The sequence below is a fragment of the Stenotrophomonas sp. EMP41 genome, from assembly GCF_047495535.1.
GTDB lineage: Bacteria > Pseudomonadota > Gammaproteobacteria > Xanthomonadales > Xanthomonadaceae > Stenotrophomonas > Stenotrophomonas sepilia.
In genome coordinates this window covers 1,129,956-1,150,367 of sequence record NZ_CP179923.1, presented here as the reverse complement: position 1 = coordinate 1,150,367, position 20,412 = coordinate 1,129,956, and the positions used below count along the sequence as shown (strand labels likewise).

Below are 20,412 nucleotides of genomic sequence, written 5' to 3'. Positions count from 1 at the left end.
GCCCACGCTTGGCGGCTTCTCGATCTGCGGCGCGCCCTGCACCCGCCTTGCGCGATGAGCCGAGCGCAGGCTCGGCTCTACACGACCCGGGGCGCCTTCACGGCTCGGCTACGCCAGCCTCTGCGACGCTGCGGGCATCCCCCACAGGAGCCGCGCATGCGCCGGATGCTCTTGCCTGCCTGCCTGCTGCTCGCGACAGCCCCCTTGTCCGCCGCAGCCGCTGAAGCCTGCGATGTCCCTCCCCGCTTCGGCCTGAGCCCCTTGGCGGTGGCCATCCGCAATACCGCCTGCAACGAGCACCGGTTGTGGTTTCGTCCCTTCATCGATCGCGATGGCCGCGCCGCCAGCCTCAGCGTCACCGAAGCCGAAAGCGATCACCTGGCTGACAACGGCCTGATCGCCTGGCAGCGCGTGGCCGGCTACTGGCGCAACAGCGGCACGCTCAACGCAATGGGCAGCATCGCCGGTGCCAGCAGCTGCGTGGCACCGCTGGGTACGCGCTACACCGACAGCGACTGCCGCGCGTTCCTGATCGACAACCCGTGGTCGGCCGCTTTCATTTCCTGGGTGATGGTGCAGGCCGGCGTTCCCGGCTTCAACACGTCGCCACGCCACATCGACTACATCCGTGCCGCGTACCAGGGCGGTCCCTCGGGCGTGCCCTACCGGCTGGTCGACCCGGCCACGGCCAAGCCCGCGCCGGGCGATCTGCTGTGCTTCCTGCGCGACCGCAGCAGCACGCTCAGCTACAGCGGACTGGTACAGGCGCTGGGCAACGGTTCGGTGGGCCACTGGAAATCGCATTGCGAAGTGGTGGTGGCCGCCAATCTCGGCGGCGACCAGACCCTGTATCTGGTGGGCGGCAACGTGATGAACACCGTGGCGATGCGCCTGCTGCCGCTGGACCGTACCGGATTGATCAAGCTGCCACCGGCGCGCGAACGCAACAGCACCGGCATCGACCCCAGCTGCACGCCAGGCCGCGAGGACGAATGCAGTTTCAACCGCCAGGACTGGGCGGCCCTGCTGCAGTTGACGGCGACCGCGCCATTGGTGATGCCGTCACCCTCCGCAGCGCCGATGCAGGCAGTACCGGCCAACGCGACCGCATCGCCGATGACGGGCCAGCCGCCGCCGAGGCGGTGATACCCGTGCTTGATCCAGCGCGTGTTCGCCGCCATCTTTGCAGGATCGACCTCTGACGGCTGACGCCATGCCTACCCTGCTGCTGTTGCTGATTGCCGGCGGAATCATCTACTTCTTCTGGAACGCCGCACGCTCGGCCGCCGAGCGCGCGGTCGAGCTGGGACGCAATGCCTGCCGCGCCGCCGACGTGCAGTGGCTGGACCAGGCGGTGCACGCCACCGGCCTGCGGCTGTCGCGTGGCGAGGATGGCCGGCTCGGTTTCGAGCGCACCTTCAAGTTCGAGTATTCCTACGATGGCATCGATCGCCACGTGGGCCGCATGGTGCTGCGTGGCGACCAGCTGATCTCGTTCACCGGCCCCGGTGCCGCGCGGATCAGCCAGATCCGGCCGGATGTGGAGGATGCCGAGGATGCCTAGGGTTTGAAGATGTGCCGACCAACGGTCGGCACCCACCGCCAGACGGGCCAAGAAGAACGCCGCCCATCGGGGCGGCGTCGGAATGGTTACTTGACCACGCGCAGGTTCGGGCGGCCCTTCGGCGGCGGACTGGCCGGCGGCGTGTCGTCCGGCGGCGTGCCTTCCTCGTGCAGCAGCTCATCGCTGGTCGGTGCGGTTTCGCTGCCCGGAATGTCATCCGGCAATGCCATGCCCTGCCCGGTCTCGCGGGCATAGACCGCCAGCACGGCGCTGATCGGCACCTGCACCGGGTAGCTGGTTCCGGAGAAGCGGGCCGAGAAGCTCACCATTTCGTTGTCGATCATCAGCCGCACCACGGCACGTTCGGCGATGTTGAGCACGACCCGGCCATCCTTGACCGCCGAAGGCGGGACCTGCACGCCGGGGACGCCGGCGTCGACCAGGATGTGCGGGGTCAGCTGGTTGTCGTTGATCCATTCCACCAGCGCCCGCAGCAGGTACGGGCGGTGGCTGGTCATGTGGAAGAAGTCTTCGGTCATGCGTGAAGTGTACGCGCCCGGCGCCCCGCCGGGGCGGATCGTCTGCACGCCGGTCGGCCTGCAGACGGGTAACGCGGGGCCGGATCAGACCGGCAGATCGCGCAGTTTCTTTTCCTGCTCGGTCAGGCTGCGGACAAATCCCGGATGGCGGAAGATGCGGTTGCCGTAGTCCTCGATCGCCTTGCCATCCTTCGGCAGCGGCACATCCAGCGACTGCAGGCGCCAGATGATCGGCGCCATCGCGCAGTCGGCCAGGCTCATTTCCGGATTGAGGAAGAACTTGCTGGCCTTGAACAGCGGCAGCGAGGCGGTCAGCAGTTCCTTCAGGCGCTTGCGCCCGGCCTCGGCCTGGGTCTTGTTGCCCAGCTGGATGGCCTGCACCTGCGGCACCCAGTCGTGCTCGATGCGCAGCATGGCCAGGCGGATGCGCGCACGCGACAGCGGGTCGACCGGCATCAGTGGCGGATGCGGGTAGCGCTCGTCCAGGTACTCGCTGACCACCGACGCGGCGTACAGCACCAGCTCGCGTTCGACCAGGGTCGGCACCGAGTGGTACGGATTGAGGTCGATCAGGTCTTCAGGCGGGTTCTGCGGATCGACCGGAACGAAGTCGAAGGTGACGCCCTTGGCCGCCAGGACCAGGCGTACACGGTGGCACAGTACGTCGTCGTTCGAGGAAAACAGCGTCAGTGTATTGCGCATGCGTACGCTCGCCGCCATCAAAGGCTCTCCCACGACAGGAGACCGCCTGCCGCATCGGCGCCGCCGGCACCGTGCCAGCGGTCGACTCCTCCCCGAGTGTGCAACCGACCATCACAAAAGCCAATAGGCCCACGCGATGGCCGGCGGCAGAATCAGTGAACGTCCTTCCAGTATTCCTTCTTCAGCAGGTACAGCAGGAAGGTCAGCAGGGCCAGGAACAGGATCACCCACACGCCCAGCTGCTGGCGCTTGAGTGCGGCCGGTTCGCCGGCGTATTCGAGGAAGTTGGTGATGTCCCGCACGGCCTGGTCGTACTGCCCGGCATCCACCGATCCCGGCGTTTCAATCTTCAGGCCGGTCACCGGCGGGTCCATGCCGGGCGCTTCCGCCTTGCCGTGCACCGCATGCTGCAGCCCCTGCATCTCCCACAGCGGGTTGGGCATGGAGGCGTTGGCGAACAGCGCGTTGTTCCAGCCCAGCGGGCGGCTGCTGTCCAGATAGAACGACTTGAGATAGGTATAGACCCAGTCGCTGCCACGCACACGCGCGATCAGGCTGAGATCGGGCGGCATCTTGCCGAACCACTTCTCCGCGTTCTCCTTGGGCATCGCCACCGGGATCGGGTCGCCGATCGCCGAGCCGGTGAAGTTGAGGTTGTTCATCACCTCTTCTTCGGTCAGGCCCAGGTCCTGCGCCATCCGCGAGTAGCGCAGGTACTTCAGCGCATGGCAGCCGGAGCAGTAGTTCATGTACAGCTGCGCACCCCGCTGCAGCGAGGCGCGGTCACCGAGGTCGTTGCCAGCCTGCAGCAGTTTGGTGCCGCCCTCGGCGGCGGAGGCCAGGAAACTGCCCAGCATCAGGGTGGCCGTCAGGGCCAGCCGGACCATCCAGCGCTCAGTCATGCGTGGTCACCCTCTCCGGTACCGGCTTGGTCTTGTCCAACCTTGTCCATAGCGGCATGGTGATGAAGAACGCGAAGTACAGGAAGGTCAGCACCCGCCCGATGTAGGTCTCGTGCACGTCGGTACCCGGGCCGGAACCAATCACGCCCAGCCACACGAAGCACACGGCCAGCACGCCCAGCATCACCTTCGAGATCCAGCCGCGGTAGCGCACCGATTTCACCTTCGCCTTGTCCAGCCACGGCACCAGGAACAGGATCGCAATGGCCGAGAACATCACCAGCACGCCGCCCAGCTTGTTCGGCACCACGCGCAACATCGCGTAGTACGGCGTGTAGTACCAGACCGGCTTGATGTGTTCCGGGGTCACCAGGCGGTTGGCCTCGGTGAAGTTGTCGTGCTCCAGGAACAGGCCGCCGAAACCCGGGGCGAAGAAGATGATGAAGGCAGCGATGATCAGCAGGAAGCCGGCGCCTACACCATCCTTGAGCGTGTAGTACGGGTGGAACGGAATTCCGTCGGCCGGAGCATTCGGCGACCAGCGGTTGCCCTTGGGCCCCTTCTTGATCTCCACGCCATCGGGGTTGTTCGACCCCACTTCGTGCAGCGCGCCCAGGTGCAGCACCACCAGCAGCAGCAGCACCAGCGGCAATGCGATGACGTGCAGCGCGAAGAAGCGGTTGAGCGTGGCGTCACTGGGCAGGTAGTCGCCCATGATCCATTCGGTCAGGCCGTTGCCGATCACCGGTATCGCGCCGAACAGCGAGATGATCACCTTGGCGCCCCAGAACGACATCTGGCCCCACGGCAGCACGTAGCCCATGAAGGCTTCGGCCATCAGCACCAGGTAGATCAGCATGCCCAGGATCCACACCAGCTCGCGCGGCTTCTGGTAACTGCCGTACAGCAGGCCGCGGAACATGTGCAGGTAGACCACGATGAAGAACAGCGACGCACCGGTGGAATGCATGTAGCGGATCAGCCAGCCCCACTCCACATCACGCATGATGTATTCGATGGAGCCGAACGCCTCCGCGGCGCTGGTCTTGTAGTGCATCGTCAGGAAGATGCCGGTGACGATCTGGTTGACCAGCACCAGCAGTGCCAGCGAGCCGAAGTAGTACCAGATGTTGAAGTTCTTCGGCGCGTAGTACTCGCTGACGTGCTTGCGATAGACCGGCATCAGGCCCGGCGCGCGGGCATTGACCCAGTCGGCGACGCCGCTGGCGGTACGGCTGAGGATATTGGCCATCAGGCAGCCCCCTGCGGATCGACACCGATGATGATGGTGTTGTCGTCCTGGTAGTGGTGCGCGGGCACCTTCAGGTTGATCGGCGCCGGCACATCCTTGAAGACGCGGCCGGACATGTCGAAGCGCGACTTGTGGCAGGGGCAGAAGTAGCCCCCCTTCCACTGCGGGTCATAGGGCTCGGGCCGGATCTCGGCGACCATTTCCGGCGAGCAGCCCAGGTGCGTGCACAGGCCGACCAGCACGGAGATGTCCGGCTTGATCGAGCGCAGCTCGGGATTCTGCTTCAGCACGTAGTCCGGCTGCTGGTCCTTCTCGCCGGACTCGGGGTCCTTGAGGCGGCCATCCAGCCCGTGCAGCGCATCCAGGATCGCCTTGGACCGCTTGACGATCCAGATCGGCTGGCCACGCCATTCCACGATCAGGCGCTGGCCTTCCTGCAGGGCGCTGATGTCGGCCACCACCGGTGCGCCGGCAAGCTTGGCGCGGGCACTGGGGTTCCAGGATTTGATGAAAGGAACGGCGGTGAATCCGACGCCGACGGCGCCAACCACAGCAGTGGTGGCAGAAAGAAAACGCCGACGTCCGGTGTTGACTGGATCGTGTACCCCATCGTTGGCCATCCGGCACTCCGATATTGATTAGGTAGCTTTAAGGCTGCCAGCGGATCCGGTGGGGGCCAGAGCCGCATTGAATCATGGGCGAGTGTAGCGGAACCGTCGCGCGCCACACAACGCATTGCAACAACATTGATTACGGGGTTGCCGGCCAGCGGCCGGTTGGTACCCGCCGTTGCCCAGGGGTTGCCGGCCAGCGGCCGGCACTACTGCTGCGTCAATGCGGTGCGGTAACGCTCGGCCAGCTGCCCAACCCGGCGCACGTAGTACTGGGTCTCGCTGTACGGCGGCACGCCACCGTGGCGGTCGACCGCGCCTTCGCCGGCGTTGTAGCCGGCCGCGGCCAGGGTCAGGTCGCCATTGAAGCGCTTCAGCAACCACGCAAGATACTGCACGCCACCACGGATGTTCTGCCCCGCATCATAGGAATCGCTGACCCCGAAGCGCGCCGCGGTCGGCGGCATCAGCTGCATCAGCCCCTGCGCGCCAGCGCGGCTGAGCGCGGTCGGGTTGTAGGCCGATTCGGCGTGGATGATGGCACGCACCACGGCCTCCTCGACGCCGAACTCGCGTGCCGCCGAGGTGATCTCGGTCTGGAACGCGGTGGTGTTCAGGCGCACCGAACCGAAGTCCACGCGCGGGTTGACGCCGCACGCGTAGCAGCGCTCCATGAAACTGTAGCGGATGGTGCGCACCGGACCGAGGTTGGCCACCTGGGTCGGCCGCGCACTGGTGTAGTGGCGCACGCCATCCTTCATGAAGGAATAGACCTGGCCGCTGACCATCCGCCCGGCCCGCGAGGCCGTCGGTGCCGCAGCAGGCGCGGGTGCAGCAGGCGTCGACGCGACCGCAGTGGGCGCAGCGGCGCCGGCCGCCACGGCGACCGGATTGCGTTCGATGCTGGCCACGGTGGTCGGCGCAGGCTTCGGCGCGGCCACCACGGAGCGCGGTGCCGGTCGGGCATCGCGGCTGTAGCTGATGCTGCTGCAGCGAGCGCCGGCCACTCGCTTGCTCACGTAGCTGGTGACCCCGTCGGCGCCCTGGCACTTGAACAGGGTGCCGGCGCTGGCCGGCGCAGCGGTCAGCGCAGCGATGATGATCGCCGTTGTCCCCAGTATCCCCTTCATGCCGCGAGTGTCCCAGCTTCGCCGGGGCTTGCCAAGCGACGCGGCTCAGCCTGTGACCGACGGCACAGCCAGCACCTGCCCCAATCCGGCCAGGCGCTGTGCCAGCTCATCGCGCAGGCCCGGCGGTGTGGTCCACAACGCCACCGGCACCCGGTCCAGGCTGAGGATCTGCGCCAGCATCATGCCGCGGCTCTCGGCGCCCATGCGCAACAGGCAGTGGTCGGCACCATCAGCCTCCAGCACACCACACCACGGTGGGATGCGCCCTTCCAGCTCGGTGCGGCTGCCGGCCAGGCGGACGATGGCCTGCAGCGCGAACGGCGCCTGGCTGACCGCCTGCCGCACCATCACGTCCGGGGGCGCGGGCGTGCGCCGATGCATGCCCGGCGCGGCGCATTCGCGCACCGCGCCCATCCGGTCCACGCGCAGGGTGCGCCAGTCCTGCCGGCCCAGGTCCCAGGCCAGCAGGTACCAGCGCCGCCCGTAGTTGACCAGGTGCTGCGCCTCGACCTCGCGCTGGGTCACCGCCTCCTGCGCACTGCGGTACTCGAAGGCCAGCCGTGACGCCTGCCGGCAATGCTGGGCCAGCCGTCCCAGCAGGCGTGCGTCGGTGGAGGGAAGGTCGGACAGGGTGGCCGTCGCCGCATGCACCTCGCCGGCCTGCTGGCGGCGGCGGGTCGGTACCAGCGGGTCGAGCTTGGACAACAGGCCCCGCGCGGTGTCGTCGATGCCGGCGACGGACGCGGACGCGGCACGCAGGGCGATGGCCAGGGTGGTCGCCTCCTCCTCGTCCAGCAGCATCGGCAGCACCGGCGCCCCAGCCCCGAGCTGATAGCCGCCGCCGACCCCCGAGCAGGCCCGCACCGGATAGCCCAGTTCGCGCAGGCGTTCGATATCACGGCGGATGCTGCGCCGGTCCACGCCCATGCGCTCGGCCAGCTCAGCCCCGGACCACTGGCGGCGGGCCTGCAGCAGGGCGATCAGGCGCAGCAGTCGATGGGCGGTATGGCGCATGAAGAATCGAGGACAGAAGTCGTCCGCAATAGTGCCCCAGGATGGCTTCCAGTTCACCACCCACCGCAAGGAGCAATGCCATGACCTCACGCCAGATCACCCTGTACCACGCCGCCCGATCCCGCTCGAGCGGCGCCGTGGCCCTGCTCGAAGCGCTGGGTGCCGACTACCGCATGCAGGTGCTGGACCTGAAGGCCGGCGCCAACCTGGCCCCGGCCTACCTGGCCATCAACCCGATGGGCAAGGTGCCGGCCATCGTCCACAACGGCGCGCTGGTGACCGAGCAGGTCGCCATTTATCTGTACCTGGCCGACCTGTATCCGGAGGCCGGGCTGGCCCCGCCGATCGGCGACGCCCTGCGCGGACCCTACCTGCGCTGGATGGCCTTCTACGGTGCCTGTTTCGAGCCGGCGATGATCGACAAGGCGATGCACCGCGAGCCGCCGCCGCGCCTGATGTCGCCGTACAACGATGCCGAGACCGTGCTGCAGGTGGTCGAGGCCCAGCTGGCACAGGGTCCCTACCTGCTCGGCGAGACGATGAGTGCCGCCGATGTGCTGTGGGGCAATGCGCTGGCCTGGACCACGGCCTTCGGCCTGGTGCAGCCTGCGCCGGCCACGGCTGATTACATTGCGCGGATGAGCGCGATGACCGCCTTCGACCGTTCGCGGCAGATCGATGCGGAGCTGGCGGCGGCGTAAGCAGCGTCGGCTGGCTTCCCTTGTAGAGCCGAGCCCACGCTCGGCTGGCTTCAGTAGAGCCAGGCCATGCCAGGCTGCTGCCCCATGGGAAGCGGGAAGAGCAGCCGAGCGTGGGCTCGGCTCTACAAGGGCGCGGCGGCTGGCGCGGGATGCGGGTAGAATTGCCCGCTTTCCCGCCACCCGAATGGATTAAGCGCCATGACCGGGACGCCAGACGTCTTTCCGCCCGCCACGCCGGGCGGTACCCCGCTCGTTGCCCTGCCCGCTGGTCCGCGCAAGCCCGACCAGGTCAAGGGCAAGCTGTACATCAAGACCCACGGTTGCCAGATGAACGAGTACGACTCGGCCAAGATGGCCGACGTGCTTGCCGCCAGCGATGGCCTGGAACTGACCGACAGCCCGGACGATGCCGACGTCATCCTGGTCAACACCTGCTCCATCCGCGAGAAGGCGCAGGAGAAGGTGTTCAGCCAACTCGGCGTGTGGAAGGGCCTGAAGAACAAGGGCCGCGAGGTCATCATCGGCGTGGGCGGCTGCGTTGCCTCGCAGGAAGGTGAAGCGATCATCAAGCGCGCCCCGTTCGTGGACCTTGTGTTCGGTCCGCAGACCCTGCATCGCCTGCCGGAACTGATCCGCGCACGCCGCGAGCAGAAGCGCCCGCAGGTGGACATCAGCTTCCCCGAGATCGAGAAGTTCGACCGCCTGCCCGAGCCACGCGCCGAAGGTGCCTCGGCGTTCGTGTCGATCATGGAAGGCTGTTCCAAGTACTGCTCGTTCTGCGTGGTGCCCTACACCCGTGGCACCGAAGTCAGCCGCCCGTTCGAGGACGTGGTGGTGGAAGTGGCGCAGCTCGCCGCGCAGGGCGTGCGCGAGATCAACCTGCTCGGCCAGAACGTCAACGCCTATCGCGGCCCGTATGGAGACGGTGAGTTTGCCGACCTCGGCCTGCTGATCCGCACCATCGCCGAGATCGATGGGGTCGGCCGCATCCGCTTCACCACCTCGCACCCGCTCGAGTTCAGCGATTCGCTGATCGATGCGTTCCGCGACGTTCCGCAGCTGGCCAACTTCCTGCACCTGCCGGTGCAGGCCGGCAGCGACCGCGTGCTGTCGGCGATGAAGCGTGGCTACACCGCGCTGGAATTCAAGTCGAAGATCCGCAAGCTGCGCGCGGTGCGCCCGGACATTTCAATCAGCTCGGACTTCATCGTCGGCTTCCCCGGCGAGACCGATGCCGACTTCGAGAAGACCATGAAGCTGATCGAGGACATCGGCTTCGACCACAGTTTCTCCTTCATCTATTCGCGTCGACCGGGTACGCCGGCGGCCGATCTGGAGGACACGATCAGCGATGCCGAGAAGCACGCTCGCCTGTCGCGCCTGCAGGAGCGCATCAATGCGCACGCCGCCAGCATCTCGGAGAAGATGGTCGGTACCGTGCAGACCGTGCTGGTGGAAGGGCCGTCGCGCAAGAACCCGAACGAGCTGACCGGCAAGACCGAGAACATGCGGTCGGTGAATTTCCCGGCGCCTGCGCGCCTGATCGGCCAGTTCGTGGATGTGGTGATCACCGAAGCGCTGACCAATTCGCTGCGCGCACGGGTGGTGGCGGAGTAAGGTCCGGGTGTGCCGACCAACGGTCGGCGCCCACCGGAAATGATGCCGGCCAGCGGCCGGCACTACCGAATGACAGGCCTCAATCCAGGCGCTTGCGGAAGCGCAGGATCGCCAGCGTCATCATCACCACGATGAAGGCCAGCAGCGCCAGTGCGTCGTGCCATAGCTCCCACAGCGAGGCGCCGCGCAGCATGATGCCTCGCACCAGGCGCAAGAAGTGGGTCAGCGGCAGCACTTCGGCCAGCCACTGCACCGGTCTCGGCATGCCGGCGAACGGGAACATGAAACCCGACAGCAGGATCGACGGCAGGAACAGGAACAGCGTCATCTGCATCGCCTGGAACTGCGAACGCGCACGCGTGGAGATCAGCAGGCCCAGCGCGAGGTTGGCCAGCACCAGCAGCACCGCGGCCAGGTAGATGTCCAGCAGGCTGCCGCGGATCGGTACCTGGAACAGCCAGGTGCCCAGCACCAGCACCAGCGTGGTCTGCAGCAGACCGATCGCTGCATAGGGCAGCACCTTGCCGACCATCAGTTCGCTGCGCGATACCGGCGTGGCGATCAGCAGTTCCATGTTGCCGCGCTCGCGTTCGCGCACCACCGCCACCGCCGTGAACATCACCAGGGTCATGGTCAGGATCACCCCGATCAGGCCGGGCACGATGTTCACCGCCGAGCGCCGCTGCGGGTTGTAGAAGCTGGTCACGCTGATTGGACCACCGGCGATGCTGCCTTCGCGCAGTGGCCGCGTGTTGCTGGTCGGGCGCGTGTCCAACGGCATCTGCGCCAGCTGGATCGCCGCGCTCTGCACCACGGTGTCGCTGCCATCGACCAGCACCTGCACTGCTTCGCGACCGTCGAAGCGGCGACGCTCGAAGTCGGCCGGCACCACGATGCCGACGCTGATCTCGCCGCGGCGCAGCGCCTGCATCAGCTGGTCCGGGCTGTACGCTTCAGTACGCGGCGTGATCACCCCGGTGGCGACCATGTCCTGCACCAGCGCGCGTGAGGCGGCGCTGTTGGCCTGGTCGGCGATACCCGCATCGAGGTGGCGCAGGTTGAGGTTGATCGCATACCCGAACAGCAGCAGCTGCATCACCGGAATGCCGACGATCATCGCCAGCGTGATGCGGTCGCGGCGCAGCTGCCGCAGCTCCTTGAGCATGATCGCCCACAGCCTGCGCAGGTTCATGCCGCCCGCTCCCTGCCACGGCCACGGGTGGCGGCCACGAACACGTCCTCCAGGTTCGGCGCCACGGTTTCGATATGCGCCTGCGGGTCGGCGCTGGCCAGCGCGCGCCGCAGCGCCGCGACATCGGCTGCGCCCTCATTGCACAGCACGCGCAGATGGGTGCCGATCTGCGCCACGCTCAGCACGCCGGGCAGCTCGGCCAGCACGCGGCTGGCCTGGCGTGGCTGCGATGACGTGACCTGCAGCGTGCGTCCTTGCAGCCGAGAGCAGAGCTCGGCCGGCGTGCCGTCGGCCACCAGTGCGCCGCGATCAAGGATCGCCAGGCGATGGCAGCGCTCGGCTTCGTCCATGTAATGGGTCGACACCAGCACCGTGGTTCCCGCGTCGGCCAGTTCGAACAGGGCCTCCCAAAAATCGCGGCGCGACTCGGGATCGACCGCGCTGGTCGGCTCGTCCAGGAACAGCAGTTCGGGCGAATGCACCACGGCGCCGGCCAGGGCCAGGCGCTGCTTCTGCCCGCCGCTGAGCGTACCGGCCAGCTGCGGCTGCCGGTCCTGCAACCGGTACTGCTGCAGCAGCGCATCGACCCGTTGCCGGGCCTGGTTGCGTGGCAGGTCCTGGATGGCGGCGAGGAATTCCAGGTTCTCGCGTACCGACAGGTCTTCGTACAGCGAGAAGCGCTGGGTCATGTAGCCGATGCGCCGGCGCAGTGCTTCGGCCTGCTCGGGAACCGCCAGGCCCAGCACCTCGATCTGCCCCGCACTGGGTTCCAGCAGGCCGCACAGCATGCGGATGGTGGTCGACTTGCCTGACCCGTTCGGGCCCAGGAAGCCGTACACCTGCCCGCGCGGGACGGTCAGGTCGACGTTGTCCACGGCCAGCAGTTCACCGAAGCGGCGGGTCAGGCCCTGCGCATGCACCGCGATGTCCGCACCGGTGTTCAGAAGCGCACCTGCACCGGCAGCCCGGCCGGAAGCTTCTGCATGTCGCTGGCTGCATCCACTTCGATCTCGGCCAGGTAGCTCAGCCGTTCGACGTCGTCGCCGGTCAACGCGTAGTACGGAGTGAACGAGGGCTCGCCGCGGATTGAGCGCACGTGTCCCTTCAGCACGGTGCTGCCGCCTGCCAGCTGTACCTGCGCGGCCTGCCCGACCTTGACCTTCAGGCGCAGCGGCTGCGGAAGATAGACGCGCGCGTAGGGGCGCTCGCCAACCAGCATCACCGCCAGCGGCGCCCCGATCGGTGCCTGGTCACCCTGCCGGTAGGGCAGGGCATCGACCACACCATCACGTGGCGCGCGCAGCTGCAGCTTCTGCAGGTTGACGCCCTGCACCCGCTCCTGTGCCTGCGCGGCATCAGCGGCCGCCTGGCCCTGTGCGATGTCCTGCGCGCGGCTGCCATGCACCCGCTCCAGCCAGGCCTGCTCGGCAGCCCGCACGCTGGCCTCGGCATGGCCGGCCGCCGCCCGTGCACGGTCCAGCTCGGCGGCGGCGATCAGGCGCTGGCGTGCCAATGGTTGCACCCGACGATAGTAGGCAGTGGCTTCAGCAGACTGCGCGCGCAACGCGGCCAGTTGTGCCTGGGCCTGTGCGATCTGTTCCTGGCGCGGGCCGATCTTCAGCTCTTCCAGCTGAGCCTGCGCGCGCGCCGTGTCGGCCTGCGCCGCAGCGAACTGCGCGTCGCCGCGGGCGGGGTCGAGCTGCATCAGCACGGCCCCGGCCTTGACCCGCTGGCCCTCGCGCACCTCCACCGTGGCGATCACCTCGGCCGCCGGCGCCGGCACCGTGATCCGGTCCCACTCCAGCGTGCCCAGCGCCGTTGGCGTTGACTGCCCACAGCCCGCCAGCAGGCCGATGCCCGCCAGTCCGAGTCCACGCATCCCGTTGCCGATGCCCATGCCATCCCCTCCTGTGACGGCGACACGGTGCCACCTGCCCCGTGCACCCTCAATGATTCCGATCAGCCCTGACGGTTTTTTCGCCACGCGCGGGCAAGCCTTTTGCTGCAAGGTTCCTCGCCACCTATCCACAGCTTGATTCAGCATCATTCCACAGCCGGTGTGGAGAACCGGACGGGGGCGGTCGTACTGGGTGCCTGGCAGCGGAAGATGCGCTGCCGTCACAGGAGCCGGCCGACCGTGACGGTTTTTTCACCACCGCCTCATACGCCTTGTGGCACAAGCACTGCGAAGGACTATCCACAGCTTTTCGCGCCCCCCGTCCACACCGGGTGTGGAAAACCGCGTATCGGCCCGCCGCTGGCCGCATGCCCGGTACGCGCGTAACCTTGTCACCCCGAGTCCATCGCGGTGGACGGCGACCCCGCCCCACCCCAAGCAATGAAAAGCATCGATCATCGAGACTTCACCCTGTCGCCGGAAGACAACGAGCGACTGGCCAACCTGTGCGGCCCCTTCGACGGGCACCTGCGCCAGATCGAGCTGAAGCTCGGCGTGGAGATCGCCAATCGTGGCTTCGTGTTCCGCATCAGCGGGCCCAATGAAGCCATCGTGGAGGCGCAGAAGCTGGTTGAAGCGCTGTACGCCGAAGCCGGCGAAACCACCTTCGACAACCACGCCATCCACCTGCGCCTGGCGCAGGCCAACGTCGAGCAGATCGCCGAGCGCTCCTACGAAGCGCAGGACGTGGCGATCAAGGTCAAGCGCGGCACGGTGCGCGGCCGTGGCGCCAACCAGGGCCGCTACCTGCACCAGATCGCCACGCATGACATCAACTTCGGCATCGGCCCGGCGGGAACCGGCAAGACCTTCCTGGCCGTGGCCAGCGCGGTCGAAGCACTGAACGAGTCGCGGGTGCAGCGCCTGATCCTGGTGCGCCCGGCGGTGGAAGCCGGCGAGAAGCTGGGCTTCCTGCCCGGCGACCTGAGCCAGAAGGTCGACCCCTACCTGCGACCGCTGTACGACGCCCTGTACGAGATGATGGGCGTGGAGAAGGTGGTCAAGCTGCTGGAGAAGAACGTCATCGAGATCGCGCCGCTGGCCTACATGCGCGGCCGCACGCTCAACGATGCGTTCGTGATCCTGGACGAGGCGCAGAACACCACCATCGAGCAGATGAAGATGTTCCTGACCCGCCTGGGCTACGGCTCCACCGCGGTGGTCACCGGTGACCTGACCCAGACCGACCTGCCCAAGCACGTGAAGTCCGGCCTGCGCGACGCCATCGATGTGCTGCGCGAGGTCGAGGGCGTCAGCTTCACCTTCTTCGAATCCCGCGACGTGGTCCGGCATCCGCTGGTGGCGCGCATCGTCAGCGCCTACGACCGCCGCGACCTGCATCAGATCCAGCCTGGAGCAACGCCATGACCCGTGGTCCCGTGCGACTGGACGTCGCCGTCAGTTATGCCCTGCCGCGTACCGGGCTGCCGGCGGCCGTGAGCTTCCGCAAGTGGGTGGCCGCTGCGTTGAAGGGCCGCATCCGTGAGGCCGACCTGGCCATCCGCGTGGTCGATGCCAAGGAGGGGCAGTCGCTGAACCGTCATTACCGTGGCAAGGACTACGCCACCAACGTGCTCAGCTTCCCGGCCGAAGTGCCTGAAGGCCTGCCCAAGGGCGTCAAGTTTCCGCTGCTCGGCGACCTGGTGATCTGCGCACCGGTGGTGGCCCGCGAAGCCGACGAACAGGGCAAGGCGCTCAACGCCCATTACGCGCACCTGACCGTGCACGGCGTGCTGCACCTGCTTGGCTGGGACCATGAGGACGACAAGGAGGCCGAGGCGATGGAACAGCTGGAACGGGAGATCCTGGCCGAGCTCGGCATCGCCGATCCCTACGCCGGCGAGCGCTGAGGCCTATGCAGCCGCGCCTACGCTCGGCTCCAATGCATCGCCCCCGCAAACCTGACCGAAATGCAGCCGAGCATGGGCTCGACTCTACAACGGGAATTTCTTTGTGCTGCTGCGTATTGCCCTGCCCCTGCTGCTCGTCGCGTCCGCCCCGGCCGCTGCCTTGGATCTGCCGGCGCTGATCGAATGCCGCCAGGGCGTGGCCGAGCAGGCCGCGCTGGCGCCGCTGCTGGCTGATCCGCTGAAGGCCGTGGCCCAGGGCCTGCAGCCGCTGCCGCAGGGCAACCAGTTCATGAGCGAGTACCGGCTGGCCAGCCCGATCACCGTCTTCGGGCAACAGACCGAGCGGGTGGCGGTGGCCGGCGCCAGCATCATGGCCGTCCTCGACCAGGCCGACCCACGCCCGCTGGCCAAGCGCCTGGCGCTGGAGACCGGCTACGACCAGGACGGCAAGTTCATGGCCGGCCGCGAGCTGGTCAGCCGCGACGTGACCGACCCGAAGACCGGCGAGGCCCAGATCGAGTCGATCATCCTCAGCGTGTCCACCGTGGCCTCCCATCCGGGGAAAACGCTGGCCGGCTGTACCTACAGCCTGGACCTGCCTGAAGAAGAAGCCCCTGCCCGGCCTGAACTGGCCCCGCCGCCGATCACCGGACCGGGCAGCGACGGTCACTGACAGGCCGCCACATCCTGCTAGACTTGGGCCAACGCCCGGCCTGCCGGGTGCCTTTTTTCCAGAGATGTCAGAAGACGACAGTAGTAGCTCCCCTGCGGAGCACAGTGAAAAGAAGCGCGGCTGGCTTGAACGCCTGACCTCGGCCTTCTCCGGCGAACCCCATACCCGCGACGAGCTGGTCGCTGTCCTGCACACCGCGCAGGAAGAGGGGCTGATCGCCGCCGATACCCTGAAGATGATGGAAGGCGCCATTTCGGTGGCCGAGCTGACCGTGGGCGACGTAATGATCTCGCGCTCGCAGATGGTCTCGCTGCCGGTTGAAGCGCCCTTCCTGGAACTGATGAAGCAGGTGGTCGAATCCGGCCATTCACGCTTCCCGGTGCACGGCGAGAACAAGGACGACATCCTTGGCATCCTGCTGGCCAAGGATCTGCTGCGCGGTGTGGTTGCCGACAACGGTCCGGCCAACGTGCGCGAGCTGCTGCGCCCGGCGGTATTGATCCCGGAAGCGAAGAAGCTGAACGTGCTTCTGAAGGAGTTCCGCCTGTCGCGCAACCACATGGCCATCGTGGTCGACGAGTACGGCGGTGTCGCCGGCCTGGTCACCATCGAGGACGTGCTGGAACAGATCGTCGGCGAGATCGACGACGAGCATGACGAGGCCGAGGATCCGTCCGCGCAGATCGCCATCCAGTCCGACGGCCAGTACGTGGTCGACGCGCTGACCCCGATCGGCGACTTCAACGAGCGCTTCGGTGCCACCTTCTCCGATGAGGACTACGACACCATCGGTGGCCTGGTCACCGAGGCCGTGGGCCATCTTCCGGAAGTCGGCGATGAGCTGGCGCTGGACCGCTTCATGTTCCGCGTGGCCCGCGCCGATGCGCGCCGGGTTCAGGCCTTCCACGTGACCGTGCTGCCGCCGGACGCGCAGGACGACGCTTGAAGCGCCGCGGTCTGATCCTGACGGCGTGGCTGGCACTGTGTGTGCTGGCCTTGGCCATGGCCCTGCCACTGGCCGCCTTCGCGCAGCCGGCGGCAGCCGTGTCCGCGCCTGCCACCGCCGACGCCGAGGCCCCCGCCCCGCGCATCGGCGTGGTGACCATGCAGCCGGGCACCGTGTTCTTCGAACGCTTCGGGCATGACGCCATCGTCGTGGTCGATCCGGCCAGTGGCGAAGCGACCTCGTACAACTTCGGCTACTTCGATCCGTCCGAGGACGACTTCATCAGCCGCTTCGTGCGCGGCGACATGATGTATTACCTGGTGGCGCTGCCGCTGCAGCAGGACCTGTCGTACTACGACGAGACCGGCCGCGGTGCCAGCGTGCAGTGGCTGGACCTGCGCCCCGACCAGGCGCGTGCCCTGGCCGCTGACCTGGCCGAGCGGGCCAAGCCGGAAAACGCGCGCTACCACTACGACTACTACACCGCCAACTGCGCCACGATGGTACGCGACACGGTGGACAAGGCACTGGGCGGTGGCCTGCAGTCGCAGTTGTCGGGCCGTTCGCGCGGCAACACCTACCGCAGCGAATCAGTGCGCCTGGCCTCACCGGCGCCGTGGATGTGGCTGGGCTTCGATGTCGGCCTGGGGCCGTTCGCCGACCAGCCGCTGTCGCGCTGGCAGGAAGCGTTCGTGCCGATGCGCCTGGCCGATGCGCTGCGCCAGGCACGCAACAGTGATGGCCGGCCGCTGGTGCAGTCCGAACAGGAACTGCTGCCACACCGCATCGATCCGGAGCCGAAGGAGTTCGCGCGTCGCTGGTGGCCGTGGCTGCTGCTTGGTCTGGTCGTGGCCGGCGGCGTGCTGGCGCTGCGCAACCGCCCGCGCCTGCTGGCCGGGCTGGCCCTGCCGTTCTGGCTGTTGTGCGCCATCGCCGGCAGCCTGCTGGTGTTCCTGTGGGGTTTCAGCACCCACTACGCCGCCTGGGCCAACCGCAACCTGCTGCTGCTTTCGCCGCTGGCCGTGCTGCTGCTGCCCGGAGCAGTCAGCCTGCTGCGCCGGCGCGCGCCGGGGCGCATGTTCAGGATCGTGGTGTGGCTGCTGGCGGTACAGGCCGTGGCCGCGCTGGTGCTGCACTGGCTGAGCCTGCAGGCCCAGTACAACGTGCAGTGGATCGTGCTGCTGTTGCCCGTGCACGCGGCACTGGCCTGGGTGTTGGGGCGCCGTCCTCACTTGTCCGAAACACGGCGCTGACGCACGATGGCGGGCATGTCATTGCCCGCCTCCGCTTCCGCCCCTGCTTCAGCCAACCCTGCCTGCGTCATCAACTGCGTCCACTACGATGACGAGGGCATACGCCACGACATCAGCCTGGACGCCATCAGCGATGTCATTGCCAGTGGCAATGGCTTCGTGTGGGTCGGCCTGTACGATCCCAACGATGATGTGCTGCTGAAGCTGCAGGAAGAATTCTGCCTGCACGACCTGGCCATCGAGGACGCGCGCAACGCGCACCAGCGGCCCAAGGTCGAGACCTACGGCAATTCGATGTTCGTGGTGGTGACCACCGCGCAGATGGTCGACGAGCGCATCCAGTATGGCGAAACCCATGCCTTCCTCGGCCCGCGCTTCCTGGTAACGGTGCGCCACGGCGCCTCGCTGTCCTACGCGCCGGTACGTGCTCGGGTCGAGCGTGAGCCGCAGCTGCTGAAGATGGGCCCGTCGTACTGCCTGTACGCGGTGACCGACTTCGTGGTCGACAATTACCTGCCGATCATGCACCGCTTCCGCGACACCCTGGACCTGCTGGAAAAGGACATCTTCGCCGAGAACTACAAGCGCAGCACCGTGGTGCGCCTGTACGAGCTCAAGCGCGAACTGAACAAGATGCGGATGGCGGTGGCGCCGCTGCAGGATGTGCTGGCCCAGCTGCGCCGTTACCAGGGCGAGCTGGTTCCGGACGAAGTGAAGCTGTACATCCGTGACGTGCACGATCACGCGGTACGCATCAGCGATGTGATCGACACCCTGCGCGAGATGCTGGGCACCGCGCTCAGCGTGAACCTGTCGCTGGTTACGCTGGCGCAGGGCGAGACGGTCAAGCGCCTCGGTGCGTGGGCTGCGCTGCTGGCGGCACCGACGCTGATCACCAGCTGGTACGGGATGAACTTCAGCCACATGCCGGAGCTGAGCGAACCGTGGGCCTACCCACTGATGATCGTTGGTGTGGGCGGCGTCTGCGTGGGCCTGTACCGGTTGTTCAAGCGCGCGAAGTGGTTGTGACCCGCTGCTGGTAGTGCCGGCCGCTGGCCGGCAACCAGGGCAATGCCGGCCAGCGGCCGGCACCACCATTCGCCATCAAGCCACGTAAACGGTCTTGATGTTCATGAACTCATGGATGCCGTGGTCGGCCAGTTCCCGGCCAAAGCCAGACTGCTTGCTGCCGCCGAACGGCAGCCGCGCATCGCTCTTGACGATCGCGTTGACGAACGCGGCGCCGCATTCCATGCGTTGCGCGAAGGCTTCGCCACGCACCGGATCGCGCGTCCACACGCTGCCGCCCAGGCCGAAGCGGGTGTCGTTGGCCACGCGCAGTGCCTCGCCCTCATCAGCGACCCGGATCACCGCAGCCACCGGACCGAACAGTTCCTCGTCGTAGGCCGGCATGCCCGGGCCGACCTGGTCGAGCACCGTGGCCGGATAGCCGGCATGGGTGCCGGCAATCGGCTCGCCGCCTATCAACACCCGTGCACCCTTGGCCACGCTGGCCTGTACCTGCTTGTGCAGTTCATCGCGCAGATCGGCACGGGCCATCGGCGCCAGCGTGGTGCCCCGCTCATCGGGGTCGCCGTACTGGCGCTCGGCCGCAGCTTCAACGAAGCGACGGGTGAATTCATCGGCCACCGCCTCGACCACGATGAACCGCTTGGCCGCGATGCAGGTCTGCCCGCTGTTGTCGAAGCGCGACTTCACCGCTGCCGCAACCGTCTTGTCGAGGTCGGCATCGTCGAGCACCACGAAGGCATCACTGCCCCCCAGCTCCATCACCGACTTCTTCAACTGGCTGCCGGCGTTGGAGGCGATCGAGCGCCCTGCCCGCTCGCTGCCGGTCAGCGTCACCGCCTTCACCCGTGCGTCGCGCAACACATCGGCGGCCTGATCGTTGTCGATGTGCAGCACGTCGAACACGCCGTCCGGCAGGCCGCCATCGCGGCACACCGCCAGGATCAGGTCGGCACACTGCGGTACGTTGCTGGCGTGCTTGAGCAGCGCCACGTTGCCGGCCATGAACGCCGGTGCGAGGAAGCGGAACACCTGCCAGACCGGGAAATTCCACGGCATCACCGCGAACACGCAGCCGATCGGCTCGTAGCGCACATAGCTGCGCTGGGCTTCGGTGTCGATCAGCTGCGGCTTGAGATAGTCGGCCGCGTGGTCGGCATAGTACTCGCAGGCCGCCGCGCACTTGTCGACCTCGGCCAGGGCCTCGGCCTTGAGCTTGCCCATCTCGTGGGTCATCGCCTGCTGCAGATCGTCGCGACGCGTACGCAGCTGCGCGGCGATCCCGCGCAGGATGGCGCCGCGGTCCTGTAGCGAGCGATCGGCCCACCCCGGAAATGCATCGGCAGCGGCCTGCAGGCGCTGCTCGATGTCGGCAGCGCCCATCAGTTCATGGCGGTAGGTCACCTGGCCGGTGGCCGGGTCGACGATCTCGACGGTCATAAGGGATCTCCATCAGGAAGACCCCATTGTGCGCCGCCGG

At 67.2% G+C, this 20,412-nt stretch carries 21 protein-coding genes; 10 read left to right on the top strand and 11 right to left on the bottom strand.

What is annotated here, in order from left to right; translation table 11 throughout:
• Positions 1–156: 156 nt before the first annotated feature.
• Entirely contained in the window at positions 157–1,146 is a 990-nt protein-coding gene (locus ACMGRF_RS05215) for a DUF2272 domain-containing protein (protein ID WP_049414902.1), read from the top strand.
• A 67-nt stretch (positions 1,147–1,213) separates the two neighbouring features.
• Positions 1,214–1,564 (top strand): DUF3301 domain-containing protein, encoded by a 351-nt coding sequence (locus tag ACMGRF_RS05210; RefSeq protein ID WP_049414899.1) that lies wholly within the window; start codon positions 1,214–1,216, stop codon positions 1,562–1,564.
• An 86-nt stretch (positions 1,565–1,650) separates the two neighbouring features.
• On the opposite strand, the gene ACMGRF_RS05205 is transcribed toward ACMGRF_RS05210, so the two are convergent.
• From ACMGRF_RS05205 to ACMGRF_RS05175, 7 genes are all read right to left on the bottom strand, one after another.
• The gene (locus ACMGRF_RS05205) at positions 1,651–2,103 is read right to left on the bottom strand and encodes a ClpXP protease specificity-enhancing factor (protein WP_019659028.1); all 453 of its coding nucleotides are present in this window, start codon (positions 2,101–2,103) and stop codon (positions 1,651–1,653) included.
• 84 nt (positions 2,104–2,187) lie between these two features.
• The gene (locus ACMGRF_RS05200; RefSeq protein WP_005415948.1) at positions 2,188–2,823 is read right to left on the bottom strand and encodes a glutathione S-transferase N-terminal domain-containing protein; all 636 of its coding nucleotides are present in this window, start codon (positions 2,821–2,823) and stop codon (positions 2,188–2,190) included.
• Positions 2,824–2,957: 134 nt separating this feature from the next.
• Positions 2,958–3,707: a cytochrome c1 gene (locus tag ACMGRF_RS05195; protein ID WP_049414892.1), complete on the bottom strand. Its 750-nt coding sequence runs from the start codon at positions 3,705–3,707 to the stop codon at positions 2,958–2,960.
• Positions 3,700–4,959 (bottom strand): cytochrome b, encoded by a 1,260-nt coding sequence (locus ACMGRF_RS05190; RefSeq protein WP_049414887.1) that lies wholly within the window; start codon positions 4,957–4,959, stop codon positions 3,700–3,702. Before ACMGRF_RS05190 ends, ACMGRF_RS05195 begins: the two co-directional genes overlap by 8 nt.
• Positions 4,959–5,579 carry a ubiquinol-cytochrome c reductase iron-sulfur subunit gene (petA, locus tag ACMGRF_RS05185; RefSeq protein WP_004151998.1) on the bottom strand — a complete coding sequence of 207 codons (621 nt, stop codon included), beginning with the start codon at positions 5,577–5,579 and terminating at the stop codon, positions 4,959–4,961. Before petA ends, ACMGRF_RS05190 begins: the two co-directional genes overlap by 1 nt.
• Before the next feature lie 200 nt (positions 5,580–5,779).
• Positions 5,780–6,700, bottom strand: coding sequence for a lytic transglycosylase domain-containing protein (locus ACMGRF_RS05180; RefSeq protein ID WP_049414884.1), 921 nt, complete (start codon positions 6,698–6,700; stop codon positions 5,780–5,782).
• A gap of 45 nt (positions 6,701–6,745) precedes the next feature.
• Positions 6,746–7,714, bottom strand: a complete 969-nt coding sequence (locus ACMGRF_RS05175; RefSeq protein ID WP_049440412.1) for a helix-turn-helix transcriptional regulator — start codon at positions 7,712–7,714, stop codon at positions 6,746–6,748.
• Positions 7,715–7,794: 80 nt separating this feature from the next.
• Here ACMGRF_RS05175 and ACMGRF_RS05170 point away from each other — a divergent pair, with 80 nt between their 5' ends.
• Both ACMGRF_RS05170 and miaB read left to right on the top strand, forming a co-directional pair.
• On the top strand, positions 7,795–8,415 hold the full coding sequence (locus ACMGRF_RS05170; protein WP_049414878.1) for a glutathione S-transferase family protein: 621 nt from the start codon (positions 7,795–7,797) through the stop codon (positions 8,413–8,415).
• Positions 8,416–8,613: 198 nt separating this feature from the next.
• Positions 8,614–10,032: a tRNA (N6-isopentenyl adenosine(37)-C2)-methylthiotransferase MiaB gene (gene miaB, locus ACMGRF_RS05165; RefSeq protein ID WP_049435924.1), complete on the top strand. Its 1,419-nt coding sequence runs from the start codon at positions 8,614–8,616 to the stop codon at positions 10,030–10,032.
• Positions 10,033–10,111: 79 nt separating this feature from the next.
• Here miaB and ACMGRF_RS05160 read toward each other — a convergent pair whose 3' ends face one another.
• Genes ACMGRF_RS05160 through ACMGRF_RS05150 form a run of 3 tightly spaced genes read right to left on the bottom strand, consistent with a single transcriptional unit; the run spans position 10,112 to position 13,121 of the window.
• Positions 10,112–11,224, bottom strand: coding sequence for an ABC transporter permease (locus tag ACMGRF_RS05160; protein ID WP_049412044.1), 1,113 nt, complete (start codon positions 11,222–11,224; stop codon positions 10,112–10,114).
• Entirely contained in the window at positions 11,221–12,144 is a 924-nt protein-coding gene (locus ACMGRF_RS05155; protein ID WP_049412047.1) for an ABC transporter ATP-binding protein, read from the bottom strand. The genes ACMGRF_RS05160 and ACMGRF_RS05155 overlap by 4 nt, the downstream gene beginning before the upstream one ends.
• A gap of 20 nt (positions 12,145–12,164) precedes the next feature.
• Positions 12,165–13,121, bottom strand: a complete 957-nt coding sequence (locus tag ACMGRF_RS05150) for an HlyD family secretion protein (RefSeq protein WP_049437963.1) — start codon at positions 13,119–13,121, stop codon at positions 12,165–12,167.
• A gap of 441 nt (positions 13,122–13,562) precedes the next feature.
• On the opposite strand from ACMGRF_RS05150, the gene ACMGRF_RS05145 reads away from it, so the two are divergent.
• The 6 genes from ACMGRF_RS05145 to ACMGRF_RS05120 all read left to right on the top strand — a co-directional run bounded on the left by ACMGRF_RS05145 (position 13,563) and on the right by ACMGRF_RS05120 (position 18,932).
• On the top strand, positions 13,563–14,549 hold the full coding sequence (locus tag ACMGRF_RS05145) for a PhoH family protein (RefSeq protein ID WP_005415936.1): 987 nt from the start codon (positions 13,563–13,565) through the stop codon (positions 14,547–14,549).
• Positions 14,546–15,031 carry an rRNA maturation RNase YbeY gene (ybeY, locus tag ACMGRF_RS05140; RefSeq protein WP_049412052.1) on the top strand — a complete coding sequence of 162 codons (486 nt, stop codon included), beginning with the start codon at positions 14,546–14,548 and terminating at the stop codon, positions 15,029–15,031. Before ACMGRF_RS05145 ends, ybeY begins: the two co-directional genes overlap by 4 nt.
• 106 nt (positions 15,032–15,137) lie before the next feature.
• Positions 15,138–15,704, top strand: coding sequence for a hypothetical protein (locus ACMGRF_RS05135; protein WP_414485910.1), 567 nt, complete (start codon positions 15,138–15,140; stop codon positions 15,702–15,704).
• Positions 15,705–15,768: 64 nt separating this feature from the next.
• On the top strand, positions 15,769–16,650 hold the full coding sequence (locus ACMGRF_RS05130) for an HlyC/CorC family transporter (RefSeq protein WP_005408827.1): 882 nt from the start codon (positions 15,769–15,771) through the stop codon (positions 16,648–16,650).
• Complete coding sequence (locus ACMGRF_RS05125; RefSeq protein WP_414485692.1) at positions 16,647–17,903, top strand: DUF4105 domain-containing protein; 1,257 nt, start codon at positions 16,647–16,649, stop codon at positions 17,901–17,903. Before ACMGRF_RS05130 ends, ACMGRF_RS05125 begins: the two co-directional genes overlap by 4 nt.
• Positions 17,904–17,909: 6 nt before the next feature.
• Complete coding sequence (locus tag ACMGRF_RS05120; protein ID WP_049412061.1) at positions 17,910–18,932, top strand: magnesium and cobalt transport protein CorA; 1,023 nt, start codon at positions 17,910–17,912, stop codon at positions 18,930–18,932.
• Between the two features lie 75 nt (positions 18,933–19,007).
• Here the strand turns inward: ACMGRF_RS05120 and ACMGRF_RS05115 are convergent, their stop codons facing one another.
• The gene (locus ACMGRF_RS05115; RefSeq protein WP_049412065.1) at positions 19,008–20,372 is read right to left on the bottom strand and encodes an NAD-dependent succinate-semialdehyde dehydrogenase; all 1,365 of its coding nucleotides are present in this window, start codon (positions 20,370–20,372) and stop codon (positions 19,008–19,010) included.
• Positions 20,373–20,412 lie beyond the last annotated feature (40 nt).